This is a genomic window from Photobacterium sp. GSS17 (assembly GCF_028621875.1).
GTDB lineage: Bacteria > Pseudomonadota > Gammaproteobacteria > Enterobacterales > Vibrionaceae > Photobacterium > Photobacterium ganghwense.
Window position 1 is genome coordinate 1,577,130 of the sequence record NZ_CP117518.1, and the last position, 17,824, is coordinate 1,594,953.

The window sequence follows — 17,824 nt, forward strand, 5'->3', positions numbered from 1 at the left end:
AAAAACGCCTTATTGTTGCTTTTGCAGAATGTCGACCATTCGGCTGCTGTATTTATCGGATTTGGCGTATTCGCTCCACAAGGAGTTAGCGGCTTCGCTCCACTGACGTTTGTCAGCTTCGCTTGGCTCTGGGCTCCACTGCATGCCTTTGGCTGCCATATCGGCAATGGCCTGCTGCTCCCACAGGCGAGACTTGGTCATCTGCTCACGGGCATGCTGGGCACTGGCAGTGCGGACGATGGCTTTCAGATCGTCAGGCAGTTTGTTCCAGGCCATTTTGTTCACCACAATCGGCAGCACCTGGGCACCGGCAATCGGCAGCGGGTACATGTATTTCGCCACTTCGACGTGGTTACCGTCACGGTGGTCAATCAGGTTACTGCCGATAGAGCCATCGATAACGCCGGTCGCCAGGCTGGTGTAGATTTCGCTCCAGGCCATAGAAGCCGGTGAGGCCCCCAGCTTGCGCAGGAACTTACCGTACGCGCCCGGCGCACGAATCTTCAACCCTTTGAAATCTTCAATTGATTTGATTGGCTCTTTGGTCAGCACGTAAACCGGTAGCTGAATGTAAGGTTCCAGCCAGACCAGATTCTGCTTGTCGTAGGCTTCGGTCAGTACTTCGCCCCAGCCACGCTCATGGAACAGCGCACTCAGCTCACCAACATCGTCAGTCATGCCCGGCAGGCCCACTTCCACCACGCCCGGAGGGAACTCGCCCGCGTGCATTGGCTGGAAAGGGGCACCCATGGTTACCAGACCGGATTTCACTGAACCCAGCACCCCGGTCTGACCCACGCCTTCTCCGGCATACATCATCTGAACCGCGATACGACCGCCTGACATAGCTTCAATGTTTTCTGCAAAATGTTTGTAGACTTCACCGTAGGCAGTCCCACGTGAATAAAGGTTCACAAAACGCCAGTTATGCTCAGCCGCCGCAGCCTGCGGAACAACAGATAAACCTGCTGCAAACGCAAGTACGCACCCTGCCAGTGTGCGCTTGAGGAAATGACGTCGTTTTGGGGATTGATACATCGGTTAGGCTCCTTGTCTTAGATGTCCATTTGCTGTGTGGTACAGCGTACGTGGCTTGTTTCACTGCCACTTCTTTTGTTTCCGCTTTGTTAAAATAATTACAAGTCATTTACTATGAATAAATATGTTTTTCTCTATCTAAAGTTTTACCGCGGTCAAACCTTCTGGTGGTTCTGTGCACAACCGACTGAAAAAACAGATAAAAAAAAGGCAACACCCGAAGGTGTTGCCAACATGCCGGATGGAGCCCTGGCGCCCCAATGACATTTCTCAAAGGACGAAATTTTACAAAATTCCTTCCTCCGAGCAGCGTACGCCTTCACGGCGCGGCAGCCCGGAATTCAGGAACACACATCTACACACTTACATTTACACTCACACTTGCATGTACAACCTGTGCTTACTGGTTGCACTTACAGAAAGCATTTTTCTGTCTCTTCGCGACAACAGGCCACAAGGTGTTACGCCCCCACACCCAAACACAGGTATTTGATTTCCAAATAATCTTCAATGCCATAGCGAGAGCCTTCACGGCCACAGCCGGACTCTTTCACCCCGCCAAACGGCGCAACTTCGGTCGAGATTATGCCTTCGTTGATGCCGACAATGCCGTACTCCAACGCTTCGCTCACCCGCCAGATGCGGCTGTTGCTTTCGGTGTAGAAATACGCGGCTAAGCCGTATGGCGTGGCGTTGGCACGTTCAATCACGTCCTGCTCGTTACTAAAGCGGAACACGGTGGTCACCGGGCCAAACAGCTCCTGATGGGCGATATCCATTGTTTCATTCACATCCACCAGTACCGTCGGCTGGAAGAATTGCGGACCAACATCAGACACAGCGCCACCGGCAGCCAGTACCGCGCCCTGCTCCAGCGCGCGGCTGACCAGACCTTCCACTTTACTGACGGCTCGGGCATTAATCAGCGGCCCGATATCCGTGCCTTTTTCCAGTCCGGCACCAATCTTCATCGCAGCAACAGCTTCCAGGTAACGGGCCATGAACTCGTCATAAATCGCGTCGTGAACATACAGACGGTTGGTACAGACACAGGTCTGCCCGGCATTACGGTACTTGGCAATGATGGCGCCCTGCACGGCTTTGCCAATGTCTGCGTCATCAAACACGATGAACGGAGCATTACCGCCCAGCTCCATCGACACCTTTTTCACCGTATCGGCGGCCTGCGCCAGAATGTGCTTACCCACTGGTGTCGAGCCAGTGAAGGACACCTTGCGCACTTTAGGATGGGTACACAGCACCTCACCCACCGTCGCCGGTGCCGAAGTCGTCACGATATTAACCACCCCGGCCGGAATGCCCGCCAACTCGGCCAGCTTAACCAGCGCCAACGCGCACAATGGCGTGTCTTCGCCCGGCTTGATCACAACGGTACAACCAGCCGCCAACGCCGGTCCCACTTTGCGGGTGATCATCGCAATCGGGAAATTCCACGGGGTGATCGCCGCCACCACGCCAACCGGCTGTTTGATGGTCAGATAACGGTTTTCCGGACGGGCCGACGGAATATGATCGCCGTAAGTGCGTTTCGCTTCTTCGGCAAACCACTCGATGAAAGATGCCCCGTACAGCACTTCGCCATAGGCTTCAGAGTATGGTTTGCCTTGTTCAGTTGTCAGCAGGGTGGCCAGCTCATCAGCATGCTCAACAATCAGATCAAACCAGGCTTTCAGCAGACCGGCGCGATGTTTGGCCGTCGTTTTTTTCCACTGTCCGAACGCCTTGTCTGCCGTCAGCACAGCGCGTTCCGCTTCTGCCGCGCCCATATCCGGCACGGTCGCAATCAACTCGCCATTGGCCGGATTAAACACCGGATGCGTTGCGCCGTTGTCTGCGTTAACCCATTGACCGTCAATAAAAGCCTGAGACTGAACTAACTTTAAATCTTCCATATACCTGCCCTTAACCGAGAACTCATACCCGGCTCATAGAATGATGTTGCGATTCCGTTCATAATGCGTGAACAGAATATTATCAATCGGGACAGCTGAATAAATTTTCACTGTTAAACCTGAAGTTTTACGGGCATAAAACTATGACAAGACCCTCTATGCCGGTAGGTCAAATCGGTGATTACGAGATCAAGCAACTGAAGATTTTCAAGACAGTTGCCGACTGCGGCGGTTTTTCGGCGGCAGAAACCGAACTGAATATCAGTCGCTCGACCATCAGCATTCACATTTCCAACCTGGAATCGCGCCTTAACCTGATCCTGTGCCGACGCGGGCGGGCGGGCTTTTCGCTCACGGAAGAAGGTGCCGTGGTGTATGACGCCACGGTTAAGCTGCTGGGCGAGCTGGAGAATTTCCGCAGCACCATCCACCACCTCGGCAGTCAGTTGACCGGCTCACTGACCGTGCTGTTCAGCGATACCATCAGTCTGGATCCCCGCGCCGGCATGCCGCAGGTATTCCGCAAATTCGCCAAGCTGGCCAGCGAGGTATATCTGACGTCTGAAGTGGCACGCATGACAGAAATCGAGCGGCAGGTGCTGAGTGAAGAGGCCGATATCGGCTTTATTCCTTATCACCGCAGTCTGGACGGGCTGGACTATCAGCATATCTACTCAGATACCTGCTATCTGTACTGCAGCAAGGACAACCCGCTTTATAGCCTGGATGAAGAAGAACTGAGTGATGAGATTATTGACGGGTTTCCGGTCGCTTATGCTGGAATGAAAACCCAGGAGAACATCAGCGGCCATCTGGCGAACATGAACCTTAAGGCCACTGCCTATAACTATGAGTCACGACTGGCGCTGATTCTGTCATCGCGCTATATCGGTTATCTGCCCGAGCATTATGCCCGCCCTTACGTGGAAGACGGTGAGCTGAAACCCGTCGCTCTTGATCGCCGATTCTACACGCTGGAGATCATGGCGATCACCAAGAAAACGTGCAGCGTTAACAAGGTGCGCTCATTGTTTATCAAAACCATGCAGGATCATTACCGGCAGTAGTGCTGTCGGTGTTATGTCGCCGGTACCGGAGTTTCTGTCGTCATGCTTATGGGCACCGCCGCCCCAACTAAAAAGCAACTCGACCAATACAGCTCAAAAAAACACAGCTCAAAAAATACAACAAAACCACCACTGCCATTATCAATGGCAGTGGTGGTTTTGTTTTTTTGTTTGGAAACAGCGGTGTGTTGTCGGCGCAGATTTTCTTTATCTGTTTTATCGACTTCATGTCGCTGACAACTTCACGTCACAGGCACCTTCTGCCGTTTACGCCGCCTGAGAGGTGTCAGCAGATGGGGTATCCAGTCCCTGCTTTTCAACCACTTTTTGGCAGATGTAATCCCCTATTGGCATGGCCGAGGTAGCAGCCGGTGACGGTGCGTTACACACGTGCAGGCTGCGCGGGCTGTCAGCGAACAGGAAATCATGCACCAACGTACCATCTTTAAGTACCGCCTGAGCGCGGATCCCGGCCGGATAAGGCTGCAAGTCTTCCAGTTTGATTTGCGGACAATATTTGTTGACCAGCTTGAGGTAGCCCGGTTTCCACCATGAGTTCAGCGTTTCACGCAAGCCGCTCTTCAGGTGCTGGCGCGTCACTTTCCAGAATCCGCCGAAACGCAGCATTTCCGCAGTGTCTTTAATACTAAAATTGATCTTGCCGTAGCCTTCCCGCTTCCAGCCCTGCACCGCATTCGGTCCGACGGTCACCGAACCGTCGATCATCCGGGTCAAGTGCACGCCAAGGAACGGTAAATCCGGATCCGGAATCGGGTAAATCAAGTGGTTGACGATATCGTTGTATTTTTCCGGCAGACGGTAATATTCACCACGGTACGGGATGATCTGGAAATCGGTTTTAATCCCCAGCATCTTCGTTGTGCGGTCAGCCATCAGGCCGGAACAGGTGATCAGGAACTTGGCCGATAACGTGAATTCGCTGCTGTCAGCACGACAGGTCACGCTCACTGCGTCAGCGCTTTCATTCAGTGCCGTCACACAGGTATTCATCAGCACCTCGCCGCCCAATGCGGTGAACTCTTCCGCCATTTTTTCGGTGACCCGGCGGTAGTTGACGATACTGGTGGTATGTACCAGCAAAGCACCCAGCCCAACGATGTTAGGCTCTTTGGCTTTCAGTTCATACTGATCAAGGCGCTCCACCTCGATTCCGTTCTCATGGCAACGCTGATACAGGGCTTCCATGCGCTCAAGCTCAACGGCGTTGGTCGCGACCAGCAGTTTGCCGCAGTTTTCCATTGCGATATCGTGCTTTTTACAAAACGCGACAGTGGCTTCCAATCCGGCCTTACAGAACTTGGCCTTCAGGCTGCCGGGCGCGTAATACACCCCGGCATGAATCACGCCGCTGTTGTGGCCGGTCTGGTGGGTCGACAGCCCCCCTTCTTTTTCAATGACCAGCACCGATTTCTCCGGAAACCGCTGCTTCAGCTGCCACGCCGTAGACACGCCGACAATACCGCCGCCGACAATCACATAATCGTAAACCTTACTCAAAACTCATACTCCAGACAGACGAAAAAACTCGCCGCAAACCTGCGGCGAGTGCTCAACAGGGACCGTTAACAGCATAACTCGCGGTTAGCGGACTGTTCGCGGATAACGGGCTGTTAGCGGGTAAAATGACCGCGCTGACGCAGCAGTTCACGAGTAAGGCCAGGGTTAGAAACAAATTTGTCACGGCCATGTAGCCAGCGGTGGTTATGAACCACCAGCATCGCACCCACCTGAACACGTACATTGAAGCAGTTGGTGTCGTTTTCCAGTGACTCGCCCATTTCGTAAAGGTACAGGCCCTGTTGCATGTTTTGTGGCTGAGCAAACTGATCGATAAACAGCATGTGCGGCTTACCTTCGCTGTCTTCTTCAAAGAAAACCGGGTGTTCGATGGAGTAGCCAATGTTCTTACTTGGCGGCGCGCTCCAAACAATGTTTTGTTTCGCCATCGGGTGGTGGTAGAAACGCTCCAGATCCTGCCATTCATCCACATGCAGCAGCAGCGAGTCACCCATTTCCATATTTTTCTCGTCCATCTTCATCATCAGGACAAAGTCGGTGCGCTCATTGACGTACGTACCGTCGTTGTGCAGTTCCATACGGCGGTGCGCCTGACGCAGGTAGCTGTCGCTGTTGTCTTCGTTACGCACGGTGAAACGAGCGTAGAACTTGCCGTACATGGCATCAAAGTTCGGCAGACCGATCAGGTGAGAGATGGCTGTTGACAGTTTTACGAAGAAATCACGCTGCTCGTCGGTATCTTCAAATTGTGCCTGAGCCTGCTCGTCACCTTCCAGCAGGAATGCCCCCGTGGTGCGATCCAGCATGATCTGGTTCAGCATTTTGCCCAGCTGGTAGTCACAGCTTTTATCCAGCGCATCCGCAACCGCAAAACGCAGGAATGGCTTGTATTCGATCGACTGTACGCTCCAGTTCGCGGTCAGATCAACAAAACGATCCAGCGTGTGTTTGGCAAGAGTGACGACCTGAAGGCGGGCATTTACCGAATGCGGGGCCACAGTGAATCCCGAAAATTCCTGAGTCTTAAGATAGTTTGCAGAAGCAATGGTCATAGCTGTAATCCTTGTAATACGTGGCTGTTTGCCGGTTCCATTCACAGTGTGTCGCCGCCTCCTGGCAGGCAACAAAACATTAACAAGGTCGTGACGATATTAACAATATATGGTAGAGATAGTTTCCATATATATTTTAGATAGCAAGCCAGATACCTTGCTTAATACATTGTCAGTAAAGGAAAAAATCTGGCAAGCGGAAGCCTGACCTCCCAACATTTCACCCGAAAAAAGGATTTCGTGATGATTGATCTCAAGCGACTGCACTACTTCAACGTGCTGGCCGAGACCGCCAACTTCACCCGCGCAGCGGATCAGCTTGGCATTGCACAATCGGCACTCAGCATCAGCATTCAGAAACTGGAACAGCAGCTCGGCCTGAAGCTGATTAACCGCAGCGATCGGCAAATGAGCCTGACCAGCGACGGCCAGGTGTTACTGCGTCATACCCGCCAGATCCTTGAAAACGTCGAACAAGCCGAAAAGGAGCTCCAGGAACGAAAAGGGCTGGAAAGCGGCGTGATTACGTTTGGTGTGCCGGCCATGCTGGGGTCTTACTACCTGCCCGATGCGCTGGCGCTGTTTAAGCAGACCTATCCAGGGATTCAGATCAACATCCACGAAGCCGGTACTGCGACGCTGGAGAAGATGCTGCTCGACGGCCAGCTCGATCTGGCGCTGATCCGTTCAGACCGCAGCCATGATCAGATCCGCCATGTCACGCTGGCCAAAGAGCAGATTGTTGCCTGTGTACGCCGGGATCACCCGTTTGCCAGCGAAGGTAAAGTCACACTGGAAGCTTTCTGCCGCCAGCCGCTGGTACTGTTTCGTAACGGGTATTTTCTGCGGGAATCCGTCAGCCGCTACTGCCAGCAACACAAAATCACGCCGGATCTACGGTTTGAAACCAACCTGATTGAACTGCTCAAGTCACTGGTGCGCAAAAACATCGGGATCAGTACCTGCCTGCCCATTATCGTGCGTGATGAACCGGATCTGGTGACGGTACCGTTTGACCCGCCGATCCCGCTGCATCTCGGGCTGGGGTGGAAATCCAGCCACTACCTGTCGAGCGCGGCGCAGGCGTTAGTGAAGTTTTTGCAAGCCGAGTTGCAGGCCGAATTGCCAATCCCGTCGTAATCCTCGTTGCACACCTCGTGGCAATTCTCGTTGCAAAAATCATTAAAAACCCCATTGCAATCATAGTGATACCTGGGTGGCAAACTTCGCGTCAATCGAGCAGAGGCTCGATTGAGCGCAAAACGGTAAACCCGGCTGGCCTGTGGCACATTGGTTTGTTTGAAGGAATTAAAACTTTATATTTAATCGCCGTCATTTTCCTTTTTCACACACCTCGATAACCTTTACGCAACAACCAACAACACAGAGCCAGGACATGAAAAAGAAAGTGAGCTATGACGCCTTCTGGATGCCATTTACGGCAAACCGCGATTTCAAAGCCAACCCGCGCATTATTAATCGTGCCGAAGGCATGTATTGCTATTCAGATAACGGGACTCAGCTGCTGGATGCCACGGCGGGTCTGTGGTGTGTGAACGCTGGTCACGCCCGTCAGGAAATCGGTGAAGCCATGGCTCGCCAGGTCGCCGAGCTGGACTACAGTTCACCGTTTAACTTCGGTCACGACATCGGCTTTGAATTTGCTGAGCGTCTGGTTGAGTTCACGCCAACCGGCCTGAACAAAGTATTCTTCACCAACTCAGGTTCTGAAGCGGTAGAAAGTGCGCTGAAAATTGCGCTGGCTTATCAGAGAGCCAAAGGTAACACCACGAAATTCAAACTGATTGGCCGCGAACTGGCTTACCACGGAGTGAACTTCGGTGGCCTGTCTGTGGGTGGTCTGACACCAAACCGTACCGGTTTTGGTCCGCTGCTGCCAGCCGATCACCTGAGCCACACCCTGGATGTTGAACGCAATGCCTTCAGCAAAGGGCTGCCAGAGCACGGCGTAGAAAAAGCAGAGCAACTGGAACAACTGATTCAGTTCCACGGTGCCGAGAGCGTTGCTGCCGTGATCGTTGAGCCGATTTCCGGTGCCGGCGGGGTAATTCTGCCACCGAAAGGCTACCTGAAACGCCTGCGTGAAATCTGTGACCGTCATGACGTGGTGCTGATTTTCGATGAAGTGATCACCGGCTGGGGCCGTCTGGGTTCACCGTTTGCTGCTCAGGAATTCGAGGTTACCCCTGATCTGATCACCTCTGCAAAAGGTATCACCAGTGGCGTGGTGCCTCTGGGAGCGGTATTTGCCAAAGATGAGATTTACGAGACAGTGGTGAACAGCGCCGCAGAAGGCAGCGTCGAGTTCTACCACGGTTACACCTACTCAGGCCACCCTGTTGCCTGTGCTGCCGGTCTGGCAACCATGGACATCTACCAGCGTGAAGGTCTGCTGGAGCGTGGCCGCGGTGAAATCGGTCAGTACTTTGCAGACGGCCTGCATTCTCTGAAAGGCATTCAATCTATCGTGGATATCCGTAACTACGGCCTGATCGGTGCGGTGCAGTTTGCCGCTCCGGCAGATGGCAAACCAATCGGTTTTGATATTCTGAAACGCTGCTACGACAAGGGCCTGCTGGTTCGCAGCATGGGTAACACCATCGCCTTGTCACCACCACTGATCATTGAGAAATCACACGTTGATCAGATTATCGACACGCTGGCAGCGGTCGCTAAAGATATTCCAGCCAAATAAGTAAAACGATTCACCCCCCGATTCGCCAGGATGTAACCTTTCGGCATCCTGGCGTTTTTTTGTCTGCATTTTCTGGCGCTAATCCAAGCCGTGTAAACAGCATCCACACCAGATACACCACTATGCTGATCGCTGAGGGACAAAGAGCCAGAGAGAAAATAACCAGGCAGCAAAAAGAGAGATTGAAAGAAAACAAATAGAAAATAGAAAATAGAAAATAGAAAATAGAAAATAGAAAATAGATAGAGAATAGACAAATAAAGAGGGAAAGATACCAAGCAACAGGCAAGCCCAACCCGCGAAGCAAATCACTGCCTGCTGAGGCCACTTAATGAGAGCGGTATTTGGCAGAGGTAATAAACTGACTGAATGCCTCGCACCAGATAATCACCGTATTGTACTGTTCAATATCTACCGACGGCGGCACATAAACCACAAAACTTTTAAAGTTTTTCACCGATCCGATATCTACCATCTGAGGTTTGAGCGTGTTAAACGCCGCTTCTGTCTCAACAAATTGAGGAGACAGATATACCCGATAGTCCGGCCCCGGTGCCATATCGCCGATAAAACTGATCGCATCCGGAGCAACCGCCACGGCACCTTCGCCCCAGTGCAGAAAATCACTGTCCTCCCTGTCCCGCACGAACAGGGTCAGATAACGCGCATTGAGCACCACCTGCTGCACGGCCTTCTGCGGCGGCGGTGGCGGTGCCGTCATCACCGGTAACAAGTAAATACCCAGCATAAAGCCGATAGCCAGCATCAGACTGTGGCTGACAATGTTAGGTATCCATTTCATGGCCTTCATGAACGCTCCTTCACGGTAGCTCGTATGCGGTAACCCCTGCTCGGAAGCCCCTTTACAGCAACCCCTTCGGATCACTCATTTATAATAGCTCTTTCAGCATTTCCCCGTCATATCCGCCCTGATACAAAGACCCAATTCGAGACAGCCATTTATTTCATAATCACGCTCGATTTCTTAAACACTCTTGCTGGGTGAAAAGATTTACTGCGTCATCCGGCGGCTGAACCATTTCGTGATCTGCTCAACCACAGCCTGCCGAACCGGACCACCGGTATGGCTGCGGGTCTGCAGCAGGTCAACCGTCGTCATCCAGCCGTTCGGTTCATACTCCACCTGCAACAGGGTAAGATCGCCCTTGGTCAGAAACGGCTGCGACAGAGATTCCGGCACAATCGCCCAGCCCAGCCCCTGCGTCGCCATATCTAACAGCAGCTGATGGGTATTGGCATACCAGACCTGAGGGCTGATTGCGTAGCTGAACCACAGTTCCTTACCGGCTGAAGACCGCTGGGCCAACTGGCGATAATTGCGCAGATCGGCATCATTAATCTGGGCCATGCCCGCCAACGGATGTGAAGGCGCAGCTAAGGTGATAAACCGCTCATAGCCTAACGTGACAAAATCCACGTTCTCCTGCATGCTGCCGTCTGCATAGACCACCCCGATATGGGCATCGCCCCCCTTCACCAGATCATAGATATCAAATGTTGATGCCGTCGTGATCTCAATCGTGGTCATCGGGTACTGCGCATTAATAACATCCAGATAGTGAAATAAAGAGGGAGCCATCAGGCTTTCTTCCACCGCAATGGTCAGCGCGTGCTCCTCTGCGGCTTCAAGCGCCAGCACTTTCTGATCCAGCCGCTGCTGCTGTAACAGCACTGAACGGGCAATGGGCAGCAAGGCTTTTCCGGCCTCGGTCAGCACCGGCACATTGCCGCTGCGATCAAACAACGTCTGATTCAGAGCAATTTCCAGATTAGCCACGGCCTGACTGACCCCAGATTGCGCCCGCTTTAACTTACGGGCTGCCGCCGAGAACGATCCGCATTCACACACTGCCGAAAACATTTTCAGCTGTTCAAAACTGTACACCTATCCTCCTGCGGCCACGGCGCATTTCGCACATCAATTTACCCCTCGATTCACGCTTCAATTCGAACATCAATCACACATCAATTCGCACATTTAAGGTATCACACATCGTGATGACTGCTAACTTTTCCTGTGAATTGGGATTGCTATGATGTCAGACAATTAACATTCATTTTTGAGAACACAATGACACTGCGAGAACGGTTATTCCATGCGGCTTTGTTTGAACTGCTGGCGATTATATTTTCAGTGATTGGCTTGATACTGCTAACCGAGCACTCGGTTTCATCACTATCAGGATCAATGATAGCAGTCGCCTTTATCGCTATGGTGTGGAACATGGCATTTAATGCTGCTTTCGACCGACTGGTGCCCGGAAAACGGGAAAACCGCGGCTGGCTGCTGCGCATTGGCCATGTCGCTGCGTTCGAAGGTGGCCTGCTGCTGTTCACCGTTCCGGTGATGGCCTGGATCCTTCAGGTCAGCCTGTGGCAGGCTTTCATTCTGGATATTGGGGTCACTCTGTTTATTACCTTATACGCCCTGATTTTTAACTATTGCTACGACCACTCCCGCGCCTATCTGATCCGCAAGGGTCACTATCAGCCTGTTACGGCTTACTAGCTTACGCCGTAACGCGCAGCCTAATACAAACAGTCAGTACAACAAGCAGCTAAAACTAGCAGTCTGAAACAGGCTTTTTCAAAAAACAGCTTCCCGCAGACTGAATGACAAAACCCAAATCCCATACCAACGCATAACAGACTTGTGCCATCCGGCCTGAAACATTGATGAGGAAAGATCATGCCTGCTAATCACCAGCTATCTACACACCTGTCAGTCGACGAAGCCTTTACCCTGCTTAAGCGGGGCGTCGATAGCATTACCCCAGAAGTGGCACTAAAAGAAAAACTCCAGCTGAACCGCCCGTTAATTGTGAAGCTCGGGGCCGATCCGACGGCGCCGGATATTCACCTGGGCCACACCGTGATCCTGAATAAGCTCCGCCAGTTTCAGGATCTCGGCCATCAGGTGATTTTCCTGATTGGCGATTTCACCGGCCGGATCGGCGACCCATCCGGTAAAAACACAACCCGCCCGCCCCTGACGACCGAACAGGTGATGGCGAATGCCGAAACCTACCAGCAACAGGTCTTCAAAATTCTCGACCCGGCCAAAACCCAGATTGTGTTCAACTCACAATGGCTATCGAAGCTGGGCGCGGAAGGCATGCTGAAGCTGGCTGCCAGCCAGACCGTCGCCCGAATGATGGAACGTGAAGATTTCAAACAGCGCTTTGCCGCAAACCGCTCCATCGGCATTCATGAATTTATTTACCCGCTGCTGCAGGCGCACGATTCAGTAGAACTGAAAGCCGACATTGAACTGGGCGGCACCGACCAGACGTTCAACCTGCTGATGGGACGTGAACTTCAGAAACAGCAAGGTATGGCACCACAGGTAGTCATTACCATGCCGCTGTTGGTCGGTCTGGACGGCGATAAAAAGATGTCGAAATCAGCCCATAACTACATCGGGGTGACAGAATCACCGGATGAAATGTTCGGCAAAATCATGTCGATTTCTGACGATTTGATGTGGAATTACTTCGAATTGCTGTCATTCCGCCCAATGGAAGACATTGAACGGCTGAAAGCCGAAATTGCCGAAGGGCGCAACCCGAAAACCGTTAAAGTGCTGCTGGCAAAAGAAATAGTTGCCCGCTTCCACAGCGATGCTGACGCCGAAGCCGCCGAACAGGCTTTTGAACAGCGCTTTAAACATCAGGTACTGCCGGACGATCTCGACGTTCTACCCCTGCCGCAAGGTGCCGCCATTCCTAACGTGCTGAAAGACGCCGGATTGGTCAGCTCAACGTCAGAAGCACTTCGCCTGATCCGTCAGGGTGCAGTAAAAATTGATGGCGAACGCCTCGACGATCCGCAGTTTATCCCAGCCTCGGGCAGCGCCATTTATCAGGTTGGAAAACGCCGTGTAGCCAAAATCGCCTTAAGCTGATTGGTCGACTCTGTCTCATCAAACAACCCAACAGGCGCGTGAAGGGCACGCCTGTTGGGTTTGTGTAAAAGCCATAAGTTCATTACTGGACGGAAATGTGCCAGTGTTTTTGCTAATTTAGCAAACCACCAATAACTAAACCATCAGTAGAAGTTCAGCTAGAAGGAGATACCTTCAGGTACATATTTGACTGCGCTTTTCTCCCTATGGACGATGCAGAGCTGGATTACGCATTTTTGAATGCCAACCGGAAAGCCCTTCAGGCGATCTACACAAACAATGAAAATGTCCATGTTTAACGATAAAAAAGAATAAACATGAACCTTTGGCTATGCTACCGTAAATTCGCTATTTAATTTGGTGGAGATAGATAATGAGCGGCAGTTGGGCTGACGTCTTTCCGTATTTTGCTGGAGCTTTAAAGCTTATTGTATTAGGTATTGGAGGCTACTTAGCTATTAAGTGGCATTTTGATGAAGAGGCAAGGGTGAGGGAAGAACAAGGCGTTGTATTTGATAGGTCAAGCTACATGAAAAAGATGGCAATGATACTAGTCTTTCTAGTCACCCTAGTGATTCTAGTGATTTATGCCACTAACTGGTTGCTCTACTGACGGGCTTTGCTGTTACGAACGATGTTTGGCGATTTCCAATTGAATAGCCACTTAATCAGTAGACACTTCGTATCATTACTAAAATTTGAGTGCAGTCGAACTCTTATATGTATATTGCACCTGTTCGAAATACATAATGAGGCATAAACGTGCTAGCGATGACTCGGCTGGCACGTCTCTGGACAGAAGCTAGTTAGATTAAATCGGCTAGACTCCCACTTTCAGATAACTTTTCGTATCCAAAAACATCAAAGACCACCATTGTTTACGGTGGTCGATTTGCTCGGAACTGGAAAAAGCTATCACCCGATATGTTTAACTCCAGGCTAAATTTGATTTTCTAGTATGTATGCAGTACGTACCAGTATAAACTCCTACCTCGACCTATCACACCGTTATTTAGCTCATAAGCAAGTCCATTCTACTCATCTCAACATTAGCCTTACCCGATATAAATGCGTTTCTTTGAGCTTCGTAAACTTCCATACACTTGCTATACTGCTCTTCCCTTAGTTTGTTTGTATCAACAAATGTCTTAACAACACCAGCCTCAACTCTGGTACAGTTTAAATTACTAATGGATGTAAGGAAAAACATGCCAAGTAACTCATCATTGTCACCCATATACGGCTTGGCAATGTCCACCTCATTCAATCCTGGAGTTCTCCACTTTTCTTCAATGTTGATGGCGAAGTCTTTCTCAGGGCAGAAAAGATACTTTGTCACTGAGTGAATGGCTTTAGCAATCCCCAGCCTTGGGTTTTTCATTTGTAGGCGTAGGATTAGTCTCTCTACTGAGTGGACCGAAAACCTAATATTGCTGTCATAGATGGACAACACGCCATTGACCCTGGCTATGTATGCACCAGCGAACTTCAGGGAGCTTTCATCGAACAGGACAATCATGCCATAGATGTTTTTCTCCTCGATGTAGAAGCCTGACATTGTTTTATCTTGAAAGAGATTCTTTACCTGCTTTCTGAGGTTCTTTTCGCCCTTCTCTTTGATGTGTATCTTCTTGAGGTTTTCAACGCATTCCCTTTGTAGAAACTTTCTTACCTTTACTGAATACTTCTGATCAATAGGAGGTGTTGGGTCCAAAACAAACTTATTAGCGGTAGTGCTCATACTTCATTCCATTTCTGGTGTTGGTGGAACATCAACAGCCACAATTATTTTGTCCATATTTGTGGCCAGTGACTGTTATCTTTGGGAGTTACGATTCATTTAATAGCCATCTATTGCAGGATGGTAATCAACGTCCACGTAATTATCCCATTCAGCGTCCCACGCTCTGGAAATATGATTGTTAATTAGCTTGCCGTCTAGATAGAAGAACTCTCGGTAATTGCGCCCAATCTCGCTCTCCACTTGTTCAATCACAAGCTTCTCAGCATCTTCGATTGTCCACGGGTTATCTTTCTCTCTGACAAACTCAATGCAGATATAGCCCCAATCATGCAGATAATCTTTGTCGCCATTCTCCGACCCGCCGGGAGCGATTAGACCACGTTGTTGTAATTCATCTACTGTGAGCAAACGTGCACCGATACGTTCAGCGAAGCCTTTGTTTAAGTATTCCTCTTGGAAGCTCTTTCTAGTCGTTATGAAATCACCTTCAACCTCTTTGTAGTCAAAAAGCTCCAAATCATCGTTGAACACTACAAGTAAGGAACTTTGCAGGTCAGGGTTAAACGGATTGATGGTAGCGCTAAACTCGTTTTGTTTGAGTCTTTTCAGGTAGGTATCTAAAGCATGGAAAGATGGATAACCAATCTCTTGAGCGGCAACTTCAAGTGCTTTCATGTGACCGATTTTCTTCTCTTTTTTGATAGCTTTAGCACGAGATTTTACTTTAGAAATGGATGGTCGGGCAATTTTAGTCATGGTCTTATTCCTACACGGATTAACCTTTAGATTCACTCCTAATCATCAGTCATTCCGCTTATCAAAATAAGATCAGCTAAAACGATAGATATGTTCATGGTTCCAATATTGGAGTTTGCCTTTGGAGTGGGCTGGCTGCCATATAGCCGCTGGATAAGATATCCAATGCATAGTTGATTGTCAAAGTGTTTATATCTCACACACACCATTTTCCACTAAGCACGGAGTGAAAGGTGCGGAGTTTGACAATGTTCTAGTTGTTTTAGGCAGAGGGTGGAACTTATACAACTGGGATCAATTACTTACGTGGTTGCATACGACATGTCTAGCAAACAGAATAGGTGCATTAGAAAGAAATCGAAACCTCTTTTACGTGGCGTGCTCAAGACCCAAAAGTAACTTGACAGTGCTTATCACTCAACACCTATCGGATGAATCATTGGCTCTCTTAATTATCGTAACTCAAGGCCCTTTAGAGAATTAGCGAGGACAGTCATATTAAGAAACTGCCTAGCCTCGCTAATGTAAGGTCGGAAATTGCCGAAACTTTCGGATAACTCCGGCGGATTCTGAGAAACACGATTTTCAACCTGCTCACACCCCAAATGAGCATGGTCTTATCCTCTTGCGTCGGATTAGATTTGGTAGGGAAAACGCACGCTCCTAGATATTGTAGAGTATAAGCTCTGAATGATTTAGGGGCATAAATGAGTTAAACATTATCAATTATAAACTTCATTTATGTCTTCTTACGTTCCCCTCTCCTCATCGTAAAAAAGCCCGCAGCTAAACCTGAGTTCTATCAAGAACCACAACTCCCATGACTCAGCGAAATCCTTTTCTTAAGATTTCTTCAGCCCCTACGACCAGAGTAAAAATTACACGGTAAAAGCCCCACAACGTGAAGAATATTTGGTTGAATACGCATTACACTTCAGAGATTTTTAAATATTTAAAACAAAATTTTAGACAAATACTCTTTATAAGAACACTTCATATCCTGTCATGTGCATAGAAAAGACAAAGATTTCCGACATTAATCGCACCAATTTGTCAGTACTGGCAATCATTCGCTGAACACAAGCTGACAACAAGTTTAAAACCCGATACGGAAAGTTTTCGGGACATCTTTCTGTCGTATCCAGTCACAATATAAACAAACAAGACACTGATAAATAAGAAAATAAACCATGTTTCTCAATCACGGATTTCTCTTTTTATTTTACAGCCCCACGCTGCCAGCGTTGTCGGTGATGAGCCAAGTGTCCGTAATCAATAAATAATCCGGTTTATGAGAATTTTACTTTTTTCTTTGGCAGATTTTCTTTCTTAAGGCTTTCTTAAGTTTTTCTCTCTAAGTTAGCAGTAACACCGCTTTCAGGGGAAAAGCCATGAGCAAGACACTTCAGCTTCGCGTGATTGACCGTCAACATCCGGAGCGCTCAAAAGTAGAAGAACACATTGCGCAACGTTACGAGAAAGCGTTTCATGCCCAGCTGTCAGAATTTATGCCGGTGTTGCTTGCAGTATATGGCGAACACGATGAGCTGCTGTCAGCCTGTGGCTTTCGGGTTGCCAGTGAAGAACCATTGTTTCTGGAACAATACCTGACGAAGCCTGCAGACGAACTCATGTCTGATGTTTTCCAACTGCCTGTTGGCCGCCATTCTCTGATTGAGATCGGCCAGCTGGCTTCTTTTTCTCAGGGCTCTGCCCCACAGCATTTCTTTTTGTTAAGCCAGTACCTGCTGGAACAAGGGTATCAGTGGTGCATTTTCACGGCGACCGACCCGCTACATGCCATGATGCACCGACTGGGACTCACCCCGATTCAGCTCAGCCTCGCCAGTGCCGACCACGTGCCGAACGCTGAAAAAATCTGGGGAAGCTACTACCAGCATCAGCCTCGGGTGTGCGGCGGCCAACTGCTGGCCGGTTACCAGCAACTCGCCAAGCGTTTCATGCGACTGCAGTCGTTGGCACAGGCGAGTTCAGGTGACATGTCTTCCGGCCATGCCGAGCCACCCCAACAGGCGCAAATGTGAACCTGATACAGATGCCGACAGCTACAACG

17 protein-coding genes are annotated in these 17,824 nt (G+C 50.0%); 9 read left to right on the top strand and 8 right to left on the bottom strand.

Features of this window, described 5'->3' with window-relative positions; all coding sequences use genetic code 11:
* Positions 1-9: 9 nt before the first annotated feature.
* A complete protein-coding gene (locus PGW97_RS23475; RefSeq protein ID WP_047885135.1) occupies positions 10-1,038 on the bottom strand; it encodes a TRAP transporter substrate-binding protein in 1,029 nt (342 codons plus the stop codon).
* A gap of 114 nt (positions 1,039-1,152) precedes the next feature.
* Between PGW97_RS23475 and PGW97_RS23480 the strand changes: the two genes are divergently transcribed.
* Positions 1,153-1,302: a hypothetical protein gene (locus PGW97_RS23480; RefSeq protein WP_273860001.1), complete on the top strand. Its 150-nt coding sequence runs from the start codon at positions 1,153-1,155 to the stop codon at positions 1,300-1,302.
* 197 nt (positions 1,303-1,499) lie between these two features.
* Here PGW97_RS23480 and PGW97_RS23485 read toward each other — a convergent pair whose 3' ends face one another.
* Positions 1,500-2,951, bottom strand: coding sequence for an NAD-dependent succinate-semialdehyde dehydrogenase (locus PGW97_RS23485; protein ID WP_207103885.1), 1,452 nt, complete (start codon positions 2,949-2,951; stop codon positions 1,500-1,502).
* A 143-nt stretch (positions 2,952-3,094) separates the two neighbouring features.
* Here PGW97_RS23485 and PGW97_RS23490 point away from each other — a divergent pair, with 143 nt between their 5' ends.
* Positions 3,095-4,018, top strand: coding sequence for a LysR family transcriptional regulator (locus tag PGW97_RS23490; RefSeq protein ID WP_047885133.1), 924 nt, complete (start codon positions 3,095-3,097; stop codon positions 4,016-4,018).
* A 267-nt stretch (positions 4,019-4,285) separates the two neighbouring features.
* Here PGW97_RS23490 and lhgO read toward each other — a convergent pair whose 3' ends face one another.
* Together lhgO and glaH are read right to left on the bottom strand one after the other, a co-directional pair.
* On the bottom strand, positions 4,286-5,536 hold the full coding sequence (lhgO, locus tag PGW97_RS23495; RefSeq protein ID WP_207103886.1) for an L-2-hydroxyglutarate oxidase: 1,251 nt from the start codon (positions 5,534-5,536) through the stop codon (positions 4,286-4,288).
* 113 nt (positions 5,537-5,649) lie between these two features.
* Entirely contained in the window at positions 5,650-6,609 is a 960-nt protein-coding gene (glaH, locus tag PGW97_RS23500) for a glutarate dioxygenase GlaH (protein WP_047885131.1), read from the bottom strand.
* A 246-nt stretch (positions 6,610-6,855) separates the two neighbouring features.
* Here glaH and PGW97_RS23505 point away from each other — a divergent pair, with 246 nt between their 5' ends.
* Together PGW97_RS23505 and PGW97_RS23510 are read left to right on the top strand one after the other, a co-directional pair.
* Entirely contained in the window at positions 6,856-7,749 is an 894-nt protein-coding gene (locus PGW97_RS23505) for a LysR family transcriptional regulator (RefSeq protein ID WP_273860653.1), read from the top strand.
* 256 nt (positions 7,750-8,005) lie between these two features.
* Positions 8,006-9,325, top strand: coding sequence for an aspartate aminotransferase family protein (locus PGW97_RS23510; RefSeq protein ID WP_047885130.1), 1,320 nt, complete (start codon positions 8,006-8,008; stop codon positions 9,323-9,325).
* 328 nt (positions 9,326-9,653) lie between these two features.
* On the opposite strand, the gene PGW97_RS23515 is transcribed toward PGW97_RS23510, so the two are convergent.
* Together PGW97_RS23515 and PGW97_RS23520 are read right to left on the bottom strand one after the other, a co-directional pair.
* Positions 9,654-10,136, bottom strand: coding sequence for a DM13 domain-containing protein (locus PGW97_RS23515; protein ID WP_047885129.1), 483 nt, complete (start codon positions 10,134-10,136; stop codon positions 9,654-9,656).
* A 201-nt stretch (positions 10,137-10,337) separates the two neighbouring features.
* A complete protein-coding gene (locus PGW97_RS23520) occupies positions 10,338-11,231 on the bottom strand; it encodes a LysR family transcriptional regulator (protein WP_047885128.1) in 894 nt (297 codons plus the stop codon).
* 186 nt (positions 11,232-11,417) lie between these two features.
* Here PGW97_RS23520 and PGW97_RS23525 point away from each other — a divergent pair, with 186 nt between their 5' ends.
* From PGW97_RS23525 to PGW97_RS23535, 3 genes are all read left to right on the top strand, one after another.
* Positions 11,418-11,855, top strand: a complete 438-nt coding sequence (locus PGW97_RS23525; protein WP_273860002.1) for a PACE efflux transporter — start codon at positions 11,418-11,420, stop codon at positions 11,853-11,855.
* Between the two features lie 180 nt (positions 11,856-12,035).
* Positions 12,036-13,250, top strand: coding sequence for a tyrosine--tRNA ligase (gene tyrS / locus PGW97_RS23530; RefSeq protein ID WP_273860003.1), 1,215 nt, complete (start codon positions 12,036-12,038; stop codon positions 13,248-13,250).
* A 373-nt stretch (positions 13,251-13,623) separates the two neighbouring features.
* The gene (locus tag PGW97_RS23535; RefSeq protein ID WP_047885125.1) at positions 13,624-13,863 is read left to right on the top strand and encodes a hypothetical protein; all 240 of its coding nucleotides are present in this window, start codon (positions 13,624-13,626) and stop codon (positions 13,861-13,863) included.
* Positions 13,864-14,262: 399 nt separating this feature from the next.
* Here the strand turns inward: PGW97_RS23535 and PGW97_RS23540 are convergent, their stop codons facing one another.
* A complete protein-coding gene (locus PGW97_RS23540) occupies positions 14,263-14,991 on the bottom strand; it encodes a hypothetical protein (RefSeq protein WP_273860004.1) in 729 nt (242 codons plus the stop codon).
* A 99-nt stretch (positions 14,992-15,090) separates the two neighbouring features.
* Positions 15,091-15,750 (bottom strand): hypothetical protein, encoded by a 660-nt coding sequence (locus PGW97_RS23545; RefSeq protein ID WP_108092377.1) that lies wholly within the window; start codon positions 15,748-15,750, stop codon positions 15,091-15,093.
* Between the two features lie 226 nt (positions 15,751-15,976).
* Between PGW97_RS23545 and PGW97_RS23550 the strand changes: the two genes are divergently transcribed.
* Complete coding sequence (locus PGW97_RS23550) at positions 15,977-16,234, top strand: hypothetical protein (protein ID WP_273860005.1); 258 nt, start codon at positions 15,977-15,979, stop codon at positions 16,232-16,234.
* Between the two features lie 907 nt (positions 16,235-17,141).
* Positions 17,142-17,795, top strand: a complete 654-nt coding sequence (locus PGW97_RS23555) for a thermostable hemolysin (protein ID WP_047885122.1) — start codon at positions 17,142-17,144, stop codon at positions 17,793-17,795.
* The last annotated feature ends 29 nt before the right edge of the window (positions 17,796-17,824 follow it).